Annotated in this window: 16 protein-coding genes; 9 read left to right on the forward strand and 7 right to left on the reverse strand. The window is 63.2% G+C overall.

All coding sequences use genetic code 11. The features are described from left to right. Positions 1-168: 168 nt before the first annotated feature. Positions 169-2,406: an adenylate/guanylate cyclase domain-containing protein gene (locus tag ACWTU8_RS06685; RefSeq protein ID WP_455847497.1), complete on the forward strand. Its 2,238-nt coding sequence runs from the start codon at positions 169-171 to the stop codon at positions 2,404-2,406. A 240-nt stretch (positions 2,407-2,646) separates the two neighbouring features. Here the strand turns inward: ACWTU8_RS06685 and ACWTU8_RS06690 are convergent, their stop codons facing one another. Next, a complete protein-coding gene (locus tag ACWTU8_RS06690) occupies positions 2,647-3,567 on the reverse strand; it encodes a sugar kinase (protein WP_455847498.1) in 921 nt (306 codons plus the stop codon). 210 nt (positions 3,568-3,777) lie between these two features. Between ACWTU8_RS06690 and ACWTU8_RS06695 the strand changes: the two genes are divergently transcribed. Together ACWTU8_RS06695 and ACWTU8_RS06700 are read left to right on the forward strand one after the other, a co-directional pair. Then, positions 3,778-4,227, forward strand: coding sequence for a FixH family protein (locus ACWTU8_RS06695; RefSeq protein ID WP_029353363.1), 450 nt, complete (start codon positions 3,778-3,780; stop codon positions 4,225-4,227). Positions 4,228-4,240: 13 nt separating this feature from the next. Then, positions 4,241-5,443, forward strand: coding sequence for a cytochrome-c peroxidase (locus ACWTU8_RS06700; RefSeq protein WP_455847499.1), 1,203 nt, complete (start codon positions 4,241-4,243; stop codon positions 5,441-5,443). 214 nt (positions 5,444-5,657) lie between these two features. On the opposite strand, the gene ACWTU8_RS06705 is transcribed toward ACWTU8_RS06700, so the two are convergent. Continuing rightward, a complete protein-coding gene (locus ACWTU8_RS06705; RefSeq protein ID WP_455847500.1) occupies positions 5,658-6,110 on the reverse strand; it encodes an Lrp/AsnC family transcriptional regulator in 453 nt (150 codons plus the stop codon). Between the two features lie 162 nt (positions 6,111-6,272). On the opposite strand from ACWTU8_RS06705, the gene putA reads away from it, so the two are divergent. Beyond that, a complete protein-coding gene (gene putA, locus ACWTU8_RS06710; protein WP_455847501.1) occupies positions 6,273-9,884 on the forward strand; it encodes a bifunctional proline dehydrogenase/L-glutamate gamma-semialdehyde dehydrogenase PutA in 3,612 nt (1,203 codons plus the stop codon). Between the two features lie 33 nt (positions 9,885-9,917). On the opposite strand, the gene ACWTU8_RS06715 is transcribed toward putA, so the two are convergent. The 4 genes from ACWTU8_RS06715 to ACWTU8_RS06730 all read right to left on the reverse strand — a co-directional run bounded on the left by ACWTU8_RS06715 (position 9,918) and on the right by ACWTU8_RS06730 (position 14,104). Next, complete coding sequence (locus tag ACWTU8_RS06715; protein ID WP_455847502.1) at positions 9,918-10,232, reverse strand: antibiotic biosynthesis monooxygenase family protein; 315 nt, start codon at positions 10,230-10,232, stop codon at positions 9,918-9,920. Positions 10,233-10,294: 62 nt separating this feature from the next. Continuing rightward, positions 10,295-11,413 carry a TonB family protein gene (locus ACWTU8_RS06720; protein ID WP_455847503.1) on the reverse strand — a complete coding sequence of 373 codons (1,119 nt, stop codon included), beginning with the start codon at positions 11,411-11,413 and terminating at the stop codon, positions 10,295-10,297. A 7-nt stretch (positions 11,414-11,420) separates the two neighbouring features. After that, positions 11,421-11,864 carry a hypothetical protein gene (locus ACWTU8_RS06725; protein WP_029353355.1) on the reverse strand — a complete coding sequence of 148 codons (444 nt, stop codon included), beginning with the start codon at positions 11,862-11,864 and terminating at the stop codon, positions 11,421-11,423. 5 nt (positions 11,865-11,869) lie between these two features. Continuing rightward, positions 11,870-14,104: a TonB-dependent hemoglobin/transferrin/lactoferrin family receptor gene (locus tag ACWTU8_RS06730; protein ID WP_455847504.1), complete on the reverse strand. Its 2,235-nt coding sequence runs from the start codon at positions 14,102-14,104 to the stop codon at positions 11,870-11,872. Between the two features lie 208 nt (positions 14,105-14,312). Here ACWTU8_RS06730 and hemP point away from each other — a divergent pair, with 208 nt between their 5' ends. From hemP to ACWTU8_RS06755, 5 genes are all read left to right on the forward strand, one after another. After that, positions 14,313-14,519 carry a hemin uptake protein HemP gene (gene hemP / locus ACWTU8_RS06735; RefSeq protein WP_095494491.1) on the forward strand — a complete coding sequence of 69 codons (207 nt, stop codon included), beginning with the start codon at positions 14,313-14,315 and terminating at the stop codon, positions 14,517-14,519. Positions 14,520-14,576: 57 nt separating this feature from the next. Further along, positions 14,577-15,671 carry a hemin-degrading factor gene (locus ACWTU8_RS06740; RefSeq protein ID WP_455847505.1) on the forward strand — a complete coding sequence of 365 codons (1,095 nt, stop codon included), beginning with the start codon at positions 14,577-14,579 and terminating at the stop codon, positions 15,669-15,671. A gap of 11 nt (positions 15,672-15,682) precedes the next feature. Beyond that, positions 15,683-16,591 (forward strand): heme/hemin ABC transporter substrate-binding protein, encoded by a 909-nt coding sequence (locus tag ACWTU8_RS06745; protein ID WP_455847506.1) that lies wholly within the window; start codon positions 15,683-15,685, stop codon positions 16,589-16,591. A gap of 11 nt (positions 16,592-16,602) precedes the next feature. Continuing rightward, positions 16,603-17,703 (forward strand): FecCD family ABC transporter permease, encoded by a 1,101-nt coding sequence (locus tag ACWTU8_RS06750; RefSeq protein ID WP_455847507.1) that lies wholly within the window; start codon positions 16,603-16,605, stop codon positions 17,701-17,703. A gap of 63 nt (positions 17,704-17,766) precedes the next feature. Continuing rightward, the gene (locus ACWTU8_RS06755; RefSeq protein ID WP_455847508.1) at positions 17,767-18,555 is read left to right on the forward strand and encodes a heme ABC transporter ATP-binding protein; all 789 of its coding nucleotides are present in this window, start codon (positions 17,767-17,769) and stop codon (positions 18,553-18,555) included. 309 nt (positions 18,556-18,864) lie between these two features. Here ACWTU8_RS06755 and rirA read toward each other — a convergent pair whose 3' ends face one another. After that, complete coding sequence (gene rirA, locus ACWTU8_RS06760; protein WP_455847509.1) at positions 18,865-19,326, reverse strand: iron-responsive transcriptional regulator RirA; 462 nt, start codon at positions 19,324-19,326, stop codon at positions 18,865-18,867. Between the last annotated feature and the right edge of the window lie 42 nt (positions 19,327-19,368).

Consider the following 19,368-nt stretch of genomic DNA (forward strand, 5'->3'; position numbering starts at 1 on the left):
CCGGCAGGCAAGCTCTAATGTCTCGAATGTGGTAGAATACGATATTGGTTAACCGTCGCCGCATCAGCCATCAATGAACGCGCGGAAGGTAGGGATTTGCTGAGTACTGGTGAGGTCAGTTTCTTATCGGGACAACCAATACTATGATCCGCCGGGGCCAGGCCACCAATGGACCGCAAGCTTGCCGCGATGCTAGCCGCAGATGTAGTGGGCTATTCGACTCTGATGGAGCGCGACGAGGCCGGTACGTTTGAGCGACTACGTGCCGGACGCAAGGAACTGTTCGAGCCCGAAATTGCCCGCCACCACGGCCATATCTTCAAGCTGATGGGCGATGGGATGCTGGCCGAATTCGGCAGTGTCGTCGATGCCGTCGAATGTGCAGTGTCGTTGCAGCGGGGCCTGTCCGAGCGCAACGCCTCGCTTCCCGCAGTGGAACAGATCCTGGTGCGGATCGGCATCAACCTCGGCGAGGTGATCGTCGACGGCGACGACCGGTATGGCGATGGGGTCAACATCGCGGCCAGACTTCAGCAGTTGGCGGAACCGGGCGGCATCTGCATCTCGGGAAAAGTGGCCAAGGAGGTCGATAGGAAGCTGGCGTTCGCCTTTGAGCCAATGGGCGAACAGAGGGTCAAAAACATCGCCGAACCGGTTCAGGCGTATCGCGTATTGCTTGATTCCGCGGCAGCGGGCAAGATCCTCCATGCTCGCCGCCAGCCACGCGCCTGGCGTTTTCCGGTCGCGGCGGGTGTTTTCGTCCTGGCTCTCGGCCTTGCAGCAGCATGGTGGCAGCCGTGGGAGAGGCCTGCACAGCCTGCCGTCCCGGCAGGCAGCGAGGCAGCCGACACCCGGCCCTCGCTAGTCGTCCTGCCCTTCGACAACCTCAACGATGACAAGGAACAAGAATATCTCGCCAACGGCTTCACAGAGGACCTGACGACTGAACTGGCGCGTGTGCCGGGTCTTTTCGTCGTCTCCCACAGCGCGGCCTTCGCCTACAAGGATAAGGACCCGAAGCCGGAGGAGATTGCGGCGGCATTGGGCGTCCGGTACCTGCTGAAAGGCTCGATTCGCCGCATCGGCGACAACATGCGCATCAATGCGCATCTGATCGACAGCTCGACGTCCGGACATCTCTGGGCGGAGCGCTTCGACGGCAGGTGGGCGGACGTGTTCGCGCTGCAGGACAAGGTCGTCGGCAGCATCGCAGGCGCGCTCCGACTCCGCCTGGTGAGCGTTGCGCCGGCCGCCCGCTCGGGAGGCACAAACAGTCCCGAGGCCTATGATGTCTATCTCAAAGGGATGGACATTTATAACCGTATCAACACCCCCGAGGAGTTTGCGCAGGCTGTGAAGCATTTCCAGCACGCGGTGCAACTCGACCCCGATTTCGGCGCGGCTCATGCCCAACTCGCTTGGGCTTATTGGGACGCGGACATCACCCGGGCCGTGGTGATGGGGCTTACGCGAGCCGAGGCCTATGACAAAGTCCACGAAACCCTCAAGCTCGCCGCCCGACATCCTTCGCCCGGCTACTATCAGCTAGTCGCCGAGTTGATGGTCCGCGAACACAACTCGGACGAAGCAGTCACCGTTCTGCTGAAGTCGGTGGCGCTAGATCCCAGCGATACCTGGAATTATCTCTCGCTAGCCAATGCCCTGAATTTCAACGGCAGGCCGAAGGAAGCACTGAGCTATCTCGAGGCGGCCGCGCGCGTCGACCCGATCTCGTGGATGGACTACCGGCACTACCAGGCCGGACTAGCCGAGTTCGGCCAAGGGAAATTCGAGGACGCGGTTCACTCCATCGAGAAGATGGATCCTGAATCGCCCGACCCACGGGCGAAATTCTATGCTCTGCAAGTCCTTGTTTCTGCCTATGGGCATCTTGGGCGCACCGACCAGACCGCGGCTGCCTTGGAAAGGTTTAGGAAGGTTGTTACGCAAAGGCTACTGTGGGAACCAAGCCAACTGATCACCCAGGACTTCATGGTTTTCAAGAATACGGCCGATATCGAACGCCTTTTGGCCGGCCTGACCAAGGCAGGCGTGCCCGAGCTGCCGGCATTGGCAAAGGCAGGCATGAATCCGAAGGACCGGCTCACAGGCGCGGAAATAAGGTCTCTCATGTTCGGCCACGAAACGCGCGGAAAATTGGCGTTTGGCGAGTTCCTGCCGATGCAGCGCACGACCTCCGTCGACGGCGCCGTCAGCGAAACCATTGGCCTGAGGACCCGAACAGGAACCTCGTGGGTGCAAGGCAATTTCCTGTGCGATGCCTTTCCCGGAGAGCTGACAAGCTGTGGAGCAATTTATCGCAATGTGTTCAGGACGCCGGGGCGCGACGACGAATACAAGGCCGTTTACCGCTGGGAACAGTTCGAGTTTTCGGTCGTCAAGTGAGCTCCCAAATGCGGCAAAGGCCGAAAGTTTGCTTGCGGATGTACATGTGACCTTGTTTGCCATAACCGCAAACGACCGGAACTGGCGCTGGTTGCTCGTTCTAATTGCGAACGTGAACGGAAATGCAATCCGGAGCGGTCTTTCACGACCGGTACCAACCGTCAGGTTTCACCACTAGCGACCGCCTTGGGCTGCAAGCTTGTCAGCCGTTGGCGGCAGCCAGTCTGATTGCGTTTGATCCTAATCTTCGAACGCCGCCCTTAACGTTTCGAATGGCGCCAGCGCGCCGCGCACCTGCACGACGGCCGCGGCGACGCGATGCGCGCGCAGCACGGCCTCAGTCGGAGCGTGCCCGGCGAGCCGGGCGGCGAGATAGGCGCCATTGAAGGAATCGCCAGCGCCGGTCGTGTCGACGGGGGCGGCGACATGCACGGCCGGAACGGGTTGCAGGGTTCCGTTTGCGGCGATCAGCGCCGGCTCCTCGCCGTTCTTGACGACGACTTCGCCGACCAGCTTTCGCAGCCGTTCCGCGGTTGCTTGCGGCGCCGCGTCGCCGAACAGCATCTGCTCGTCGGGAAAGGTCGGTAGCGCTAGGTCGGTGACTGTGAGCGCATCGAGGATCGCGGCCTGCGCTTCCTCGCGCTGGCGCCATAACCGCGGCCGGTAGTTGGGATCGAAGGCGACAAGCGAGCCGGCGGCGCGTGCCTTGGCCACCGCTGCCAGCAATGTCTTGCGCGCAGCGCCATCCAGAATTGCCAAAGTGATTCCGGAAAAGTAAACAAGCGCCTGATTTTCAAGGCTTTTCGCCAAAGCAGCCGGGTCGGAGGCAAGCTGCCTTGCAGCCGCATCGCCGCGCCAGTAGGTGAAGGAGCGTTCGGCTCCGGTCAGCGTGATCGCATAGAGGCCGGGCCGGGCGCCTGATATGATCGGGCTGGCGCCGACGCCGATGCCGTTTTGCGCGAAGAAACCGATCTGGTCGCGCGAGAACGGGTCGTCGCCGAAGGCCGACACATAGGTCGCCGGCCGATCGCCGCTCAGCGCATGCAGCGCCCACAGCGTATTGAACGTGTCGCCGGCAAAACCCATGCGCCAGTTCGGCCCCGCCTGGCCTGAAAGTTCGAGCATGCATTCACCGATCGAGGCGACGCCGTTTCCTGTCATGAATCTCTCTCCTGGTGCATGTCGCACAAAACCTTGCGCAGCGGTTTTGGGATAACGACATGCACAAAACCAAGACCCGGTGCTGTAGCTTTTTGCGAGCGGCAGCGCCATGCTTGGCCATGGCGGATTTTTGCGCCAACGGCGTTTTCTCACGCGGAAGGCGGGACGCAATCTGCCCAGCGAGACGTTATCTCCGGAAGAGGAAACGGTTTGGCATCGTTATGGCGTTATGTTCTGGCAGGTCTTGGCCTGGCTGCCTTGCTGGCCGGCATTCTCGCTGCCGTCTATCTGACCGCGCCGCAAGCGCCTCGGCTTGCGAGCTCCGAAGTCGCCCGCTCGAAGAAGACGACGAACGGGCTGTTTGTGGCCAGTTTCGAGCCGGAGCGGGGTGTCATCAGGCAAGGCGAGCTGCAATCCTGGCTGCTGACCCTGAAGACAGGTGCGGGAACCCCGGTGGAGGGCGCCGGGATCACGATTTCCGGGGGCATGCCGCGGCACAGGCACGGTCTGCCGACCAGCCCGCAGGCGACCGACTATCTGGGCGACGGCTGCTATCGCATCGATGGGGTGAAATTCACGATGAGCGGATTGTGGCAATTGCATTTCGCCATTTCCGCGGCGGCGGGATCCGATACGGTGGTCTTCAATGTGTTGCTCTGAGCGCTGGAGCAAGATGAACCGCTTTTCGCGTCTTTTCGCGCTGCTGGCGATGGGCGTGCTTGCCGGCTGCGGCAAGCCGGAGTTTTCCGATGCCGAAAAGAAGACCATCGCCTCACTGGCGCTGTCGGCGCTACCGCCGCCGAAAACCGACACCACCAACCGCTTCGCCGACGTGCCGGCCGCCGCCGCCCTCGGCGCGACGCTGTTTTTCGACGTCGGGATGAGCGGCGACGGCAAGGTTTCCTGCTCGACCTGCCACAAGATCGACCGGCAATTCCAGGACGACCTGCCGCAAGCGGTCGGCGTCGGCCGCACCAACCGCCGCACCATGCCGCTGGCCGGCGTCGCGCATGATCCATTCTTCTTCTGGGACGGGCGGCGCGACAGCCTTTGGGCGCAGGCGCTGGCGCCGCTGGAGAATCCGCTGGAGCAGGCCGGCAATCGCGCCGCCTACGCGCATTATATCAAGGCGCGATTCGGCGAGCGCTATGAGCGCATCTTCGGGCCGCTGCCCGACCTTTCGACTGTGCCGGCCAATGCCAGCCCGGTCGGCAGCGATGCCGAGAAGGCGGCGTGGAGCACGATGACCGAAGCGCAAGCCGAGGGCGTCAATCGCGTCTTCGCCAATATCGGCAAGGCGATCGCCGCCTTCGAGCGGTCGATCGCGCCGCCGCAGACGCGCTTCGACCGGTTCGCTGCCGCCCTGGCTACCGGTATACAGTTGCCGCAAGGCGACGATGCTTTTTCGCCCGAGGAAATCCTCGGGCTAAAGCTGTTCATCGGCAAGGCCAATTGCCTGACGTGCCACACCGGGCCGCGTTTCACCGACGGCAGCTTTCACAACACCGGCGTGCCGCCGGTTGCAAATCTGCCTGCGGATCGCGGCCGCATAGATGCGGTGGCGCAGGTCGAGGCCGACCCGTTCAACTGTTTCGGCGCGTTTCGCGATGGCGACGCCAGCGCCTGCGGCGAGCTGCGCTTCATGGTCAAGGCCGGACCGGAACTCGCCCGCGCCTACAAGACGCCGTCGCTGCGCGGTGCCGCCACCCGTCCGCCCTACATGCATGCCGGGCAGTTCTCCTCGCTCGAAGAAGTGGTGGCGCATTATTCGACGGCGCCGGCGAGTGTCGAGGGCATATCCGAGATCCATCCGCTGCAGCTTTCGGACCGCGAGCGCGCCGCGCTGGTGGCGTTTTTGAAGACATTGGCGGAGTGAAGGACTCGGAATAAAGGCCGCTCGGTAGCGATCTTTCGCGCCCCCTCTGTCCTGCCGGACGTCCCCCACGAGGGGGAGATTGGCTGTCCCCTCGGCTTTCGCCAATTTTCAACATTGAAGAAAAGGGCGCTGTCGCCGAAGCCGTCGTTCTGGGAGATGTCCGGCAGGACAAAGGGGGCGCTGTCCCGCCGACGTTCACCGCAGCAGCGCTCTACTACCGATCCTTGACCGTCTCCATCGCCACGAAGGTCGAAGTCTGGGCGACGTGGGGCAGGGCGGAGATGCGCTCGCCGAGCACGCGGCGATAGGTGGCGATGTCGGTGGTGCGGACTTTCAGGAGGTAATCGAAGCTCGACGCCATCATGTGGCATTGCTCGATCTCCGGCACCGCCTGCACGGCGCGGTTGAAGGCGTCGAGCGCGGCCGAGCGGGTGTCGGACAATTTCACCTGAACGAAGGCGACGTGGCCTTCGCCCATGCGCTCACGGTCGATGATCGCCTGGTAGCCGCGGATGATGCCGTCCTTCTCCAGCCGCTTGACCCGTGCCTGCACCGGCGTCTTCGACAGGCCGACCTTGGCCGCGAGTTCCGACATGGAAAGCCGGCCATTGCTGCCCAGCGCCGACAGGATGTTCCTGTCGATGCGGTCTAATTGGTCTTCTATCATCGAATTTGTGGTCAAATTGGAGAAAATCAGGCCACACGATAATCCAATCGGCCTCTCCTGTCGATTTCTTTGGACCGATCGAAACCAAGCTTTGTGTTAGCTTGCGCCATTCGGTCCGGTGACCGCCGGACCGCTCCCTGACGCTTGCTCTATAGGACCGTCATGCCAGCGCTCGATGCCATCCGCCAGCAGATCCGTGCCAATTACTTGCCCGATGAAGACGAGGCCGTGAAGCGGCTGGCCGAGGCGACAGGGCTTTCGACGAAAGAGCGGAAGGCAATCTCGGCCCGCGCCGCCGACCTGGTGCGGGCGGTGCGCGGCTCGTCCGATCCGCGGCTGATGGAAGTCTTTCTGTCCGCTTATGGCCTTTCCACCAAGGAGGGCGTCGCGCTGATGTGCCTGGCCGAAGCGCTGCTGCGGGTGCCCGACACCGAAACGATGGACGACCTCATCGCCGACAAGATCGCGCCGCACGACTGGTCAGCGCATTCAGGGGGCTCGAGCTCGATCTTCGTCAATGCGTCAACCTGGGCGCTGATGCTGACCGGCCGGGTGCTCGACGAGGGCGAGGGCGGCATCGAAGGCACGCTGCGCGCCATGGTGCGCCGGCTGGGCGAGCCGGTCATCCGCAAGGCGGTCGCCGCCGCCATGCGCGAGATGGGCGAGCAGTTCGTGCTCGGCCGCACGATTGCCGAGGCCGTCAAGCGCGGCCGGCCGATGACCCAGAAAGGCTATTTCTATTCCTTCGATATGCTGGGCGAAGCGGCTCGCACCGAGGCGGACGCGTTGCGCTATCTCAAGGCCTATGCCGACGCCATCTCCTCGCTCGATGCCGGCGCCAATGGTCCCGACATCCGCCAGAACCACGGCATCTCGGTCAAGCTCTCGGCGCTGCACCCGCGCTATGAAGTGACGCAAAAGGAAAAGATGCTGCCTGTGATGGCCGAGCGGCTTTTGTCGCTGGCGCTGGCGGCGCGCCATTCGCGCATGGGCCTCAACATCGACGCCGAGGAGGCCGACCGCCTCGACCTGTCGCTCGAAATCATCGAGCGGGTGCTGGCCGAGCCGGAGCTTGCCGGCTGGAATGGTTTTGGCGTCGTCGTCCAGGCCTATGGTCCGCGCGCCGCCTTCGTCATCGATTGGCTCTATGCGCTGGCGAAGAAGTACGACCGCACCATCATGGTGCGGCTGGTCAAGGGCGCCTATTGGGACACCGAGATCAAGCGGGCGCAGACGCTCGGGCTCGACGGATATCCGGTCTTCACCCGCAAGGCCAACACCGACGTGTCCTACCTCGCCTGCGCGAAAAAGCTGCTGTCGATGACCGACCGCATCTATCCGCAATTCGCCACCCACAACGCCCACACCGTCGCCGCCATCCTGTCGATGGCTGGGGATCGTGACTCATTCGAGTTCCAGCGCCTGCACGGCATGGGCGAGGCGTTACATGAGACGGTGCGGCGGGCCGAGGGTACGCGCTGCCGCATCTATGCGCCGGTCGGCGCGCATTCCGACCTGCTTGCCTATCTGGTCCGCCGGCTGCTCGAAAATGGCGCAAACTCCTCCTTCGTCCACCAGCTCACCGATGAGGAGGTCGAGCCGGAGGATATCGCTCGAGACCCACTCGAAACCGTCGAGAAACAGGGTCCGGCCACCAATCCGGCGATCCCCAGCCCGTCGGCCATCTTCGGTGCTGGCCGCCGCAATTCAAAGGGGTTCGACATCACCGATCCGGTGACGCTGGCCGCGATCGACAAGGCGAAGGCCGAGTTTGCCGGGCCGGACCGCTGGCACGCCAAGCCGATCACCCGGGCCGCCGGCTACGGCAAGCAGCGTCCGGTGGTCAATCCGGCAAAGCCGGACGAAGTGGTCGGCACGGTCAGCGAGGCCACCGCCAAGCAGGTCACGACCGCCGTGCGCATCGCGGTGGAGGCGCAGCCGGCATGGGCGAGGCGCGCCGTCGCCGAGCGCGCCACCATCCTCAACCGCGCCGCCGACCTCTATGAGGCCAATGCCGTCGAATTCTTCGCGCTCGCCGCCCGCGAGGCCGGCAAATCACTGGCCGACGGCGTCGCCGAAGTGCGCGAGGCGGTCGATTTCCTGCGCTATTACGCAACCGAGGCGGCCAATGCCGAACCTGGAACCGAGGCGCGCGGCGTGATCGCGTGTATCTCGCCATGGAATTTTCCGCTCGCCATCTTCACCGGTCAGATTGCGGCAGCTCTCGTCACCGGCAATTCGGTCATCGCCAAGCCGGCCGAGCAGACGCCGCTGATCGCCTTCCGCGCCGTCGAATTGCTGCGCGAAGCCGGCGTGCCGGAAGACGTCATCCAGCTTCTGCCCGGCGATGGCCGCTCGGTCGGCGGCCCACTGACCGCCGATCCGCGCATTGCCGGCGTCTGCTTCACCGGCTCGACCGAGGTCGCCAAGCTGATCGAAAAGCAGTTGGCCGAGACCGCCGCGCCCCACGCCATGCTGATCGCCGAGACTGGCGGGTTGAATGCCATGATCGTCGATTCCACCGCGCTTCCCGAACAAGCAGTACGCGACATCCTTGCTTCGGCCTTCCAGAGTGCCGGCCAGCGCTGCTCGGCGCTGCGCGTGCTCTATGTGCAGAAGGACGTCGAGAAGAAGATGCTGGAGATGCTGAAGGGCGCGATGGAAACGCTCAGCCTCGGCGATCCCTGGCGGATTTCGACCGATGTCGGCCCGGTCATCGACGAGGAGGCACAAAAATCGATCCGCGACTATTGCACTGACATGGGCCTGCAGGGCCGGCTGATCGCCAAGCTCGAAGCGCCGAAGGATGGCCGCTTCGTCGCGCCGCATGTCTTTCGGGTCAAGGGCATCGAGGACATCGAGCGCGAGGTGTTCGGACCGGTGCTGCACGTCGCCACTTTCGACGCCGACGATATCGACGGGGTCATCGCCGCGATCAACCGCAAGGGTTATGGCCTGACTTTCGGCCTGCACACCCGCATCGAAGGCCGCGCCCAGCATTTCGTCGACGGCATCCATGCCGGCAACATCTATGTCAACCGCAACCAGATCGGCGCCGTGGTCGGCTCGCAGCCGTTCGGCGGCGAAGGGCTTTCCGGCACCGGGCCGAAGGCCGGCGGACCGCACTATCTCAGGCGGTTCCGCAGGGGGCCGGAGGCGGGCACGCCTATTCTTGACGGCCGCAAGGTGACGGCGACCGAACTCGCCGACAATCTGCCCGACCCGACGCTGGGCGGCTGGTCGACGCGGGCGGACCGCATTGCGGTGCTGAGGAAACATTTGCGCGGCAAAGGTGCGGCGGCCATCGGTGCCGCCGCCGGCATCGATTTCGGCCAGGTCGATTTGCCCGGCCCGACCGGCGAGGCCAACACGCTGTCGCTGTCGCCGCGCGGCCGCGTGCTCTGCCTCGGACCGGATGCCGACACGCTGCTTGCCCAGACCATCCAGGCGCTGGCGGCCGGCAATGCGGTGCTGGCCGTCGCGCCCGATGCGCCGGCGGCCCTGTTGTCACTGACCGGCAAGGGCCTGCCGCTGGCGGCCATCGACGGCCGGCCCGATCCGGTCGAGGCACGCGCGCTGCGTGTCGACCTCGTCGCCTTTTCCGGCACGCCGGAGGCCGCGCGCATCGTGCGCAAGGTGATCGCCGACCGCGCCGGCCCGATCGTGCCGCTGGTCAGCGAAGTGCTCAACCCGGCGGCCTATGCGCATGAGCGCGCCGTCTGCGTCGACACTACGGCTGCTGGTGGCAATGCCAGCCTGCTGGCCGCGGCTTAAGGCGGCTGCTTCTATCTGTTAGGCAAGGTCACCTCACGCGCCCTCGACGACCGAAAAGCCCTCGAACTGCGGATGACCGAGATAGTGCACCTTGCTGGAGCCGGCGTTGCGGTGCGCGGCGCGGAAATTCTCGGATTTGGTCCAGGCGACGAAATCCTCATGGCTCGCCCACACGGTGTGCGAGGCAAACAGCGTGTAGCCTTCGGCCTCGTTGACCGGACCGCGCAGCAGATGAAATTCCTTGAAACCTTTTATCTCCGAAAGGCTCGAATCACGGTTTTTCCAGACGTCCTCAAAAGCGTCCTCAGAGCCGTTTTGTATCTTGAAGCGGTTCATGGCGATGTACATTGGTGGTTCCTTTCGAGATTGGCGAACTGTGGCGGAAGCTGGAAACGACGAGGCGAAGATTCTCAAAACGGACCGATCTCGCCTGTAAACACCAGATTGTTGCCGACTTTTGTCGGGATGGGAGGGAAGGGGGCTGCCTTCCGCACGATGCCTAGCACGACCTGATCGAAGTCTGACGATCCGGAGCTTTGCAGGATGCGCAGTTCATTGATGCCGCCACGATTGCCAATGACGAATGTGACTACAGCATTGTTGCGGGCGGTTGCTTGCACCGACGGCGGGACGCCGCGATTGACGCGGCTGAGCTTTCTTATGACGTCGCTGCGGTAGCTGGATTCCGCTGCGATGCCTGCTTCATTTTGTATCTTGCCCTTACTCGCCGCCTGAGCAGAGCGGTCCTGGCCATCTGCCGTGCCACGCTTCTCATCAGCTTCGCTTGCTCTTGAAGGGGGACTTGGTCTGGCGCTGGGGATCGGCGGCTGCCCGGCAAACGCAGCAGGCGCCTCGGTGCTTTCTGTCTGAACAGTCGGCTGTGCTGGCGTCTTCGGGACCAGGCTCTGGTCATCGGCCGCCCCAGACACCAATATGTCTGGCATGGCTGCCGACTGTTTGACAGCTTCCGGCAGAGGCTCAAGGGGCTGCTTCGTTGCTTCCGTGGTGGGCTGAGGAGGCTTTGTTGGCGGCACCGGTTTTTCGGCCTTTGCCGCCGCTGGTTTGGTCGGCTGCGGGTTCGGCACCAATGTGACCTTCATTGCCGGCGCTTCCCGATCCAGCGCGCTGCCGACCACGTTGGCGCCCGACTGATCGCTGCCCTCCGACTGAGTGGCATCCTGGAAGTCAAATGTTCCGGCAGGCGTAATCAGAAAAACCGCCGCGACCGTCGCGTGTGCCAGGCAGGAGACGATGATCGCCGCGGCCCATCCTCGGCCTGTCGGGCGCGCCTGTTCGAGCGGCTCGACCGGCGTTACGCCAATTTCGGCGCCGGTGTCTTGGCTTGTGTTTGGGCCGGTGCTTGGGCCGGTGCCTGGGCCGGTAGCTGAGATGGAGCTGATTTCCTGCATGTCGCGGAACGGAAACTGCAGCGACCCTCTTGTCAAATCAAGATCATTTGCCCCCAACGGCAAGAGGCCGGCCAGCGGTCTTGCAAGCGGGTTTCGCGCGAGTGCGGGCTCCGGTCCCACTGTCTTCTCAGACCCCGAAGGCGATACCGGTCTTGGTCTCTGTCTTCAGTCCACGCATGCAAGCGCCCGGCTCGATGCCGGTGCCCGCACATTCGGTCGAGCTGTTGATCAGCACACGGCTGACCTTCGCGCAATCGGCGCCGGCAAGATCGAAACGCGTCACCTTGGTCTTGCCCGCCGGCAGGTCCTTGAAGTCGAGCACGGTCAGCCGGTCGACGACGCCGGCCTCGTTGAACAGCGCGATCTCGAACGCTGCTTTCGAGAGGTCGGCGCCGAGAGTGTTGTTGACCACGAACGTCAAACGGCAGCCCTTTTCGGAGGCCTGCGCACCATTGAGCTCAAGCGTGAGAGCAGGGACCGGCGCGGACTCTTGCGCCCACGCCGGACCCATCACAAGCGGCATCGCCAGCACCGAGGTCAGCAGGCGAAGCGATGCCGTCAAGCTTATCATTGTCGTCAGCCTCCAAATCGCATTGTCGCCGCCAGCTTGAGCGTGACGCCGGGCTCGTAAATTACACTCGTGGCCGATGCATTCAACGGGTTGGTGTATTTGACGTCGAACAAATTGTCGGCGCGGAAGTCGACCTTGAAATTGTCGGTCGCCTGGTAGCTGGCGAAGGCATTGACCAGCGTGTAGTCCTTGGCCACTGGGTTGCCCTTCGGCTTGCCATTGTACTGCACCTCGCCGCCGACGGTTAGCTTGTCCTCCAGAAAGCGGAAGCCGAGCTGCGCGGTGACTTGGGAAGACGGGACGGTGACGAGGTCTGCCCGCTCGCCGTCATAAGAGATGGTGTGGCCATCGATGATCGACGCCGAAATCCCGGCGAAACCCCAGCTGGCGTCATAGACGCCTTCCATTTCAAAGCCGCGGATCTTGGCTTCTGCAAAGTTCTGGTACTGGAAGCAGATCGGGATGCCGGGGCCGAATGGGCAGCCGCTGGTCGGGTCGAATGCCGACAGGGTGACGCCGTCGATGTAGTCTTCGACATCGTTGTTGAAGTAGGCCGCCTTGAAACGAAACGCGTCGCCGGCTTCGAGGATGTCGTCCAGCTTGTGGTTGACACCGAATTCGACGGTCTTGCCGATTTCAGGTTTCAGATCGGGATTGGGGAGAAACGGAAAGCTGACGCCTGCCGGATGATTGCCACTGATGAGGGTTTCCGACAGCGACGGAGAGCGATATCCCTCCGCATAGGTGCCGTAGAATTGCAGCCCCGAAAGGCTGGCGATTTCGAACGGCGAGACGCCGATGGTGATGCGCGGCGACAGCCGGTCGCCGGAAGTTTCGCCGACATCGCTTTCGAGCTTGTAGCTGTCGTAACGCAGCCCGGCGATGACTTCGAGCCAGTCCCAGGTGAGCTTGTCCTGGATGTAGGCGCCGGAAACGTTTCGCTTGCCCGAAGGGGTGTAGAAACTGGCACCGCCTGCGGCGCCACCCGTCTCGACGTCGTCGCCAACCCAGTCGCCACCGTAGGTCAGCTCGTGCGCAATGCCAGTGGTTTCGAAACGCGAGGTGTTCCAGATGTCGATACCCGAAGTGCCGATATCGAAAGTCGACATCGAATCCACCGGCAGGACGATGGGAAGACCGGTGACCGGATCAAACCGGTTTTGCGGAACGAGGCTTGTCATCTCCAGCTTGGTCTTATTGTAGGAAGCGTTGACGTGAAGATCGAGCCAGCTCTTGTTCTCATCGGTGATGTTGTAGCGCGCCGTGAAAGTATTCGCCTCCAGGTCGACGTCATTCACCGGCGTGCCGCCGCTGACCTCGTTCCAGCCGTCGCTCGTGCCATTCCAGCCCAGCTTCAATTCGCTGTTTTCGCTGGGGCGGATGGTCGTCTTGAGAAGACCGCTTAAAACGTCGAAGCCGGTGCCGTTCACCGTATCGCCGCCGCCATCCTTGTAGTCGTCATAGTCGCGATAGACGATGTTGCCGAGGACATCCCAGTTTTCGTTGAAACGGTAGGCGCCGGCGGCGCTGGTCGTCCAGCCTTCGCCGTTGCTCTCGTAGCGCCCGGTCGCGGACGCGGCCCATGTCTCGCCGTCGCGAAGATAGTCTTCCGCGTCCTTGGTCTCAAACAAGACGACGCCGCCGATGGCGCCCGAGCCGTAGGTGTTGGCGACCGGGCCGCGGATCACGTCGACGGATTTGATGAGCTCGGGGTCGATGTAGAAGGTCGATTGCGTGCCGTGGTCGGAGCGCTGGAAATTCTGCCGCGCACCGTCGACGATCACCGCGACGCGGCCGAAATCCTGCAAGCCACGGATATTGATGCTGGAGCTGACGCGCCTTGCGTCTGCCTGGACCGCTACACCCGGCACACCCAACAGCATTTCGTTTGGCGTAGTCGCCATGCGGCGTTCCAATTGCTCCTGATCGACATGGCTGACCGAAGCCAGGGAATCGATCGCCGTCTCGCCGGTGCGGCTGATGACCAGGATCTGGTCGAGCAGCGTTGCGCCTGCCGGGCCAGCCTCTTCAGGCGTCTGCTCTTGTTCGGCCTGCTGCTGGTCTGCTGTCGGCTGGGCGGCCTGTTGAGCGTTTGCCGATGGCGTGAGCAGAGCGATCGCCGCAGCACCCGCCAGCAATGCCGCCATGCCCTTTGCCATTGATCGATGCGCCGGACTTCGATGCGCCCTACCTGGGCTGCCATTCGCCAGACCCAGCCGTCCCCAATTCGCCAACCCCATGCCCCAACTCCAAAATTCCAGGTTCGATGCTGGCTGGCGTGGCGCTTGCTGGCATTTTTCATCGTGTCCGGCGTCTTAAATCTTGACTAACTTAGTCCGGTATTGCACTGACTAATAAACATGATTATTCGAGTCAAGAAATGAATCGGCATTTCACGCAGCGTCGAGCCAGCCGACCAAGCCCGGCCCAGGAAAGGGATCGAACCAGATGAACACGCACAATCCCAATGACTTTCGCTATCGCGTCCGCCGTTCCGACGACAATTCGGCTCGTTTCGATCGGGTCCCGTTGACCGTGAGGACCCTGTCCAGCAACACACTGTTCCAGGGCGAGCACGAGATCGGCATCGAGCACCATGGTGCGCTCTATCGGTTGAAGATTACCCGCCAGGGCAAGCTGATCCTCAACAAGTAGCTGCAAGGCGAGTGGCCGTAAAGCGAGTGAGTGTTAAGACAAGCAGGTGTTTAAGACATGGACCAGCGCGTAAAACCCGCTCCGCACGAGATCCGGCGGGCGCGGGCAGACAATCCGAAGACGCGCGAGCGCGATCTCGCCGCCCAGCTTGGCATTTCGGAAGCCGAGCTGGTCGCTGCGCATTGCGGCGACGGAGTCGTCCGCGTCGAGCCGCGCGTCAACGACCTTCTGACCGGCCTCGAAGCCGTCGGCGAGGTTATGGCGCTGACCCGTAACGAAAGCGCGGTGCACGAGAAGATCGGCGTCTACGACAAGGTCGTTACCGGCAACCACAATGCCATGGTGCTTGGCGAAAATATCGATCTGCGCATCTTCCCGAAAGTCTGGGCGCACGGCTTTGCCGTCGAAAAACGCGACGGCGGCGATATCAGGCGCAGCCTGCAGTTCTTCGATGCGGCAGGCGCGGCGGTGCATAAGGTGCATCTGCGGCCCGCGTCCAACCTCTATGCCTATCAGAAGCTGGTGGCCGAACTCGAATCGCCGAACCAGGAGTCAATGGTTGCGATTTCAGAGGGGGTCGCGATTTCAGAAGGGGCGATTTCAGAAGACGGGCTCGAGAGCGAGGCCGGGCCTTCCCACGCTCCCGCTGATGTCGACGATCTGCGCGACCGCTGGAGCCGCCTGACGGACGTGCATCAGTTCTTCGGCATGCTGAAGACGCTGAAGCTCGACCGCCGCCAGGCGATGCGCATGGTCGGCCAGGATTACGCCTGGCTGCTCGACAACGATGCCGTTAGCGCGATGTTCCATCATGCCGCCGAGGGCGAGATGCCGATCATGTGCTTTGTCGGCAATCGCGGCTGCATCCAGATCCATTCGGGCCCGATCAAGTCGATCAAGCCGATGGGGCCTTGGATCAACGTGCTGGACGAAACCTTTCACCTGCATCTGCGAACCGATCACATCCAAGAGGTCTGGGCCGTGCGCAAGCCGACCAAGGACAGCCATGTCACGTCTCTCGAAGCCTATGGCGCCGACGGCAAGTTGGTCATCCAGTTCTTCGGCAAGCGCCATGAAGGCGAAAGCGAGCGCGAGGACTGGCGGTTTCTGGCAGAGAACCTGCCGCGCATTCCAAGCCCGACCGCAGCCTGAGGACAACGACAATGGCTCCTTTGCTTAGACGGGCGGGTGTTTTCAGAATGGCGCTTGGGGCCACCATCGGCCTTGCCCTGGCCTTTGCCGCATTGCTGCCGGTCCGTGCCGCAGAAGGGACAGAGGTCTTTGCGGACCCGTCGAGGATAGCGGCCATCGGCGGTTCGATTACCGAGATCGTCTTTGCGCTCGGCGAGCAGGATCGGCTGGTCGCTCGCGATTCGACCAGCCGATATCCCGAGGCGGCGATCAAGCTGCCTGACGTCGGTTACATGCGCCAACTGTCGCCGGAAGGTGTCCTGTCGGTCAATCCGTCGGGCATCCTGGCGCTGCACGGCAGTGGGCCTAAGCAAGCCGTCGACGTGCTGAAGAAAACGAGCATTCCGTTCGTCGATGTGCCCGAGCGCTACGACCATGAAGGCATTCTCGAAAAGATCCGCATCGTCGGTAAGGCGCTTGGCGTGGACGCCAAGGCCGATGCGCTGGCAGCCGAGATCGATGCCAAGTTGAAGGCCGCCGAAAAGCAGACCGCTTCGATCAAGGACCGCAAGCGCGTCCTGTTCGTGCTGTCGATGCAGGGCGGCAAGATCCTCGCTTCCGGCAGCGACACTGCCGCCGACGGCATCATCAAGCTTTCCGGCGGTGTCAACGCGGTTGACGGCTTCTCCGGCTACAAGCAATTGTCCGACGAGGCTGTTATCACCGCCAGACCCGACGTGATCCTGATGATGAACAATGCCGGTCCTGCCGCATCGGATGACGAATTGTTCGCGAACCCGTCCATCCTGTCGACACCGGCGGGTGCCGCGCGCAAGGTGGTCCGCATGGATGGCGGCTATCTGCTCGGCTTCGGGCCGCGCACGGCCGACGTCATCCACGACCTTGCCGCCTCGCTTTATGGCGGGCAGGCCGAGGACTGAGCGGGCACCCAATGGGGGATCAATCGATCGCTGGTGCGGGCACTATGGCGACAGCATCCGACGGCGACCGTTCGGGGCGCGCGCGCATCGTCATCCTGCTTTTGTGCCTGGGGCTTGCCATTGCCGTGCTGCTGTCGCTGACCTCAGGCGCATCCGATGCCTCGGCCGTCAGCGTCGTCGGCGACTGGCTGGTGGGTGCAGCACCCGGCAATGCGGCGCTGAGCGCCCGCGACCGCCTGATCGTCTACGACATCCGCCTGCCGCGCGTCATCCTCGGTGTGCTGATCGGCGCCGCACTTGCCGTCTCCGGCGCGGTCATGCAAGGGCTGTTCCGCAATCCGCTGGCAGACCCCGGTCTCATCGGCGTTTCGGCTGGATCGAGCCTCGGCGCGGTGGCCGTCATCGTGCTTGGCGCCACGGCGCTGGCACCGATAACCTCGGTGCTGGGCACACTCGCTCTGCCGCTGGCGGCGTTCTGCGGCGGGCTGGCGACGACATTGGTGCTTTATCAGGTCGCCACCCGGCACGGCCAAACCTCGGTCGCCACCATGCTGCTCGCCGGCATTGCGCTGGCGGCCCTTGCCATGGCGCTGACCGGTATCCTGATCTTCATGGCCGACGACCGGCAGTTGCGCGACTTGACCTTCTGGCAGCTTGGCTCGCTCGCCGGCGCGACCTGGCAGAAGATCGGCTCCGTAGGACCGATCATAGTGCTGGCGCTGGCGGCGATGCCGTTTCTGGCGCGCGGCCTCAATGCGCTGGCGCTGGGCGAAGCCACCGCCGGCCATCTCGGCATCCCGGTGCAGCGGCTGAAACACACCGCCATCATCGGCGTTTCGGCGGCAGTTGGGGCATCTGTCGCCGTCAGCGGCGGCATCGGATTTGTCGGCATCGTCGTGCCGCATTTGCTGCGCTTGGCTATCGGCCCGGACAATCGTTATTTGCTGCCGGCGTCGGCCCTGCTCGGCGCTTGCCTGCTGCTTCTGGCCGACGCCGTCGCCCGCACCATCGTGGCGCCGGCCGAGCTGCCGATCGGCATCGTCACCGCGATCGCCGGCGCTCCGTTCTTCCTCTGGATCCTGCTGCGTAAGCGTGGGGTCGTCGACCTGTGAGAGACCGCACCACCATATGACTCCCCACAGCGAATTTCGAAACGGTCTGTGAGCGGGATTTGCATGATCGAAGCACGGGATGTCTCGGTGGCGATCGGCGGCAAGCGGATCGTCGCCAATGTCGATTTCGACATGCGGCCCGGCGAAATCGCGGCCATCGTCGGCCCCAACGGTTCCGGCAAGACGACCTTACTGAGGGCATTGTCCGGCGATCTTGCCTATTCGGGAGAGGTCACCATCAACGGCCGCGACCTGTCGGTGATGAAGCCGGTCGAGGCCGCGACGATGCGCGCCGTGCTGCCTCAGGCGACGACGCTGTCCTTTCCGTTCACTGTGCGCGAGATTGTCAGGCTCGGCCTGCTCGGCGGGCGCTCGGGCGCGCTGCCCGGCGAGGACGAGCGCCTGCCCGAACGGGCGCTGGCGCGCGTCGATCTCGACGGCTTTGCCGGCCGGTTCTACCAGGAGCTTTCGGGCGGCGAGCAGCAACGCGTGCAGTTGGCCCGTGTGCTCTGCCAGGTCTGGGCGCCGGTCCTCGACGGCAAACCGCGCTATCTCTTCCTCGACGAGCCGGTTTCCAGCCTCGACATCAAGCACCAATTGATCATCATGAACATCGCCCGCGAATTCGCCACAGGGGGCGGCGGCGTGGTCGCCATCCTGCACGACCTCAATTTGACGGCCATGTATGCCGACCGGATTTTCGTCATGCATCGCGGCAGGCTTGCCGCCACCGGCTCACCGCAGGACGTGCTGAGCGACGATCTGATCGAAAAAGTGTTCGATTGCCGGCTGAGGGTCGGCGTGCTGCCGGCCGGAGACATGCCGTTCGTCCTGCCGCAGTCCGCGGTGTAGGTCTATTGATATTCAGCCGGCCTGCAAAATGACGCCCCTGCGCTTGCGGCATTGACGCGCCAATTGTCGAAGTCGGCGCCGCCCCTCATTGCCCTGCCGGGCATTTCTCCCCGTGAACGGGGAGAAAGTAGCTGGCCGCAACGCTTCCCTCTTGCAATGTTGGAGGTTGGCGAAACCGTCGATGACATTGTACTCTCCCCGTCACTATACGGGGAGAGGATGCCGACAGACAGGTGAGGGGCAGCGCAAGCGCTCGGAAAGAGGGGGCGAATTCAACCTGAAGTGATCCCTTGGCTGCGGCGATCGAAATCAGGCGGCGGGCGCCCTTTGCACCAGCATGTCGATGCCGAGCAGGTGGCGCACATTCGGGCGCGCCGCCACCATATCGGCGATCGTATAGCGCGCGAGCACGGCGAAGAAGGCGTTGAGTGCCTCGCGCAGCGCCGAATTCAGTGCGCAACTGTCGACCAGCGGACATTCGGCGGCGTCGTTCTCGAAGCATTCGGCCATGGCGAAGCTCTCTTCGGTCACGCGCACGACGTCGAACAGGGTGATGGATTCGGCCGGACGGCCGAGCCTGACGCCGCCGTTCCTGCCGCGCACCGTCTCGACCAGACCATGCTCGACCAAAGGCTGCAGGATCTTGAAGAGAAAGAGTTCGGACACCGAGTAGGCGGCAGCGATCTCCGGAATCCGGCTCAGCCGATCGGTATTCGCAGCGCAATACATCAGGATGCGCATCGCGTAGTTGGTCTGGCGTGTCAGCCGCATTTTGTCCTCACGAAGCAGTAGCTCAGGCCCAATATGGCCTAT

This window comes from Mesorhizobium sp. BHbdii, from assembly GCF_053848045.1.